This is a genomic window from Pseudomonas sp. MD195_PC81_125 (assembly GCF_014060985.1).
GTDB lineage: Bacteria > Pseudomonadota > Gammaproteobacteria > Pseudomonadales > Pseudomonadaceae > Aquipseudomonas > Aquipseudomonas parakoreensis.
Genome location: NZ_JABULD010000628.1, coordinates 1 through 2,804, shown reverse-complemented (window position 1 = coordinate 2,804; position 2,804 = coordinate 1). Strand labels below are relative to the sequence as shown.

Annotated in this window: 2 protein-coding genes; both read left to right on the top strand. The window is 61.4% G+C overall.

Annotation, left to right across the window (positions count from 1 at the left end):
* The first annotated feature begins 195 nt into the window (after positions 1–195).
* A complete protein-coding gene (codB, locus tag HT737_RS25155) occupies positions 196–1,467 on the top strand; it encodes a cytosine permease (protein ID WP_182404215.1) in 1,272 nt (423 codons plus the stop codon).
* Positions 1,468–1,481: 14 nt separating this feature from the next.
* Complete coding sequence (gene codA, locus HT737_RS25150) at positions 1,482–2,777, top strand: cytosine deaminase (protein ID WP_182404214.1); 1,296 nt, start codon at positions 1,482–1,484, stop codon at positions 2,775–2,777.
* The last annotated feature ends 27 nt before the right edge of the window (positions 2,778–2,804 follow it).

The window sequence follows — 2,804 nt, the reverse complement described above, 5'->3', positions numbered from 1 at the left end:
ATCAGCCATTGCAGATGTCGCCTGACGCGCCGCCTTCGCGAGCAGGCTCGCTCCCACATTGGGCCCGGGTACATTCGGTTGCACCGCTTTCGCGCCAATCCATGTGTCTCGTCTCTACATAACCCGCGCCAACCGGATTTGGCACGACCACTGCAACCTGCTTCGCGTCCCCCCCTCTTCAGCAAGGAACGCCCCATGACGCAGAACGATCCCGGCAACGACTACCCCCTCAGCGAAGTCCCGATGCATGCGCGAAAAGGCCTGGCCTCGACCGCCATGGTGTTACTGGGATTCACATTTTTCACCGCAACCATGTTTGCCGGCGGCAAGCTCGGCGTGGCCTTCAATTTTGGCGAGATGATGGCGGTGATCATCGTCGGCAACCTGCTGCTCGGGCTGTACGCGGCAGGTCTGGGTTACATCGCCTTCAGAAGCGGCCTTAATTCGGTGCTGATGGGGCGTTTCTGTTTTGGTGAGGTTGGCAGCAAACTCAGTGACCTGATCCTGGGATTTACCCAGATCGGCTGGTACGCCTGGGGCACTGCAACCGCCGCGGTGGTGATTGGCAAATACTTCGCGCTGGAGCAAGGCACGGTGCTGGGCCTGATGGTGCTGTTCGGCCTGGTGTTCTGCGCCACGGCGTATGTTGGTTATCGCGGCCTGGAGATCCTGTCGTACATCGCGGTGCCGGCGATGATGCTGCTGCTGATGCTGTCGATGTGGGTGGCGACCGTGAAAGTCGGTGGCCTCGATGGTTTGCTGGCGGTGGTGCCGAGCGGTTCGCTGGACTGGTCGACCGCGATCACGCTGGTGTTCGGCACCTTCGTCAGCGGCGCGACGCAGGCTACCAACTGGACACGTTTCTCGCGCTCGGCACGGGTTGCCGTGCTGGCGAGCCTGATCGGATTTTTCATCGGCAATGGCCTGATGGTGCTGATTGGTGCCTACGGCGCAATCGTCTATCAGCAGCCCGACGTGGTTGAAGTGTTGCTGCTGCAAGGCTTCGCCATGGCCGCAATGGCCATGCTGTTGCTGAATATCTGGAGCACCCAGGACAACACCATCTATAACTTCGCCGTCGCCGGTTGCAACCTGCTGCGCACCGGGCGGCGCAAGACTGTGACCCTGGCCGGCGCGGTGATCGGCACCCTGCTCGCGCTGCTGGGCATGTACGACATGCTGGTGCCGTACCTGATCCTGCTGGGCACGGTGATTCCACCGATTGGCGGGGTGATCATGGCCGACTTTTTCTTCCGCTGGCGCGGGCGCTATCCGCGTCTGGCCGACACACGGCTGCCGGCGTTCAACTGGCCGGGGCTGGGGGCTTACGCGGTCGGTACGCTCGCCGCGTTCCACTCGCCGTGGGTCGCACCGCTGGTAGGGATTGCCGCCGCCGCGCTAACGTATGTCATCGTTACCGGCCTGCTCGGCGCCCGTCGCGCCAGTGCGCCACTACCAGACCTATAAGAAGGATTCGCCTGATGCATATCATCAACGCCCGGCTGCGCAACCAGGAAGGTTTGCACGAATTGCACCTGGAAGACGGCCTGATCCGCAGCATCGGCCGCCAGACCGAAGCCCCGACCCTCAACCCCGGCGACCTCGACGCCGGCGGCAATCTGGTGGTGCCGCCCTTTGTCGAGCCACACATCCACCTCGACGCCACGCTGACGGCCGGTGAGCCGCGCTGGAACATGAGTGGCACACTGTTTGAAGGCATCGAGTGCTGGGGCGAACGCAAGGTCACCATCACCGAAGAAGACACCAAAACCCGCGCCAGGAAGACCATTCAAGCCTTGGCCGCTCACGGCATTCAGCACGTGCGCACCCACGTCGACGTCACCGACCCGCAGCTCACCGCGCTGAAGGCGATGCTCGAAGTCCGCGAAGAAACCCGGCATCTGATCGACCTGCAAATCGTCGCGTTCCCACAGGAAGGCATCGAGTCGTACCGCAACGGTCGCGAGCTGATGGAAGAAGCGATTCGCATGGGCGCCGATGTGGTTGGCGGCATTCCGCATTTCGAGTACACCCGCGATCAGGGCGTCAGTTCGGTGAAGTTTCTGATGGACCTGGCCGAACGCACCGGTTGCCTGGTCGATGTGCATTGCGACGAAACCGATGACCCCCATTCGCGCTTTCTTGAGGTACTCGCCGAAGAGGCCCGCAGCCGCGACATGGGCGCGCGGGTCACGGCCAGCCACACCACGGCGATGGGCTCTTACGACAACGCTTACTGCGCGAAATTGTTCCGTTTGCTCGGTCATTCCGGGATCAGTTTCGTCTCGTGCCCGACCGAAAGCATTCACTTGCAGGGGCGTTTCGACAACTTCCCGAAACGCCGGGGCGTGACCCGGGTCAACGAGCTGCTGGAGGCCGGGATGAACGTGTGTTTTGGCCAGGATTCAATCGTCGATCCGTGGTACCCGCTGGGCAATGGCAACATCCTGCGCGTACTCGAAGCCGGGTTGCACATCTGCCATATGCTCGGCTACCGGAATCTGCAGAATGCGCTGAACCTGGTCACCGACAACAGCGCCAAAGCCATGCATCTGGGCGAACGTTATGGACTGGAACAGGGGCGCCCGGCCAACCTGCTGATTCTGTCGGCGGACAGCGATTACGAAGTGATCCGCAGCCAGGGGCTGCCGCTGTATTCGATTCGTGACGGAAAAGTGCTGATGCAGCGAAAAATGCCGGTGGTGGAGTTCAGCAGCCCTCTTGATTGTCCGCCATTTCCTGTAGGAGCTGCCGCAGGCTGCGATCTTTGTTTTTGATTCTAAAAACAAGATCAAAARGATCGC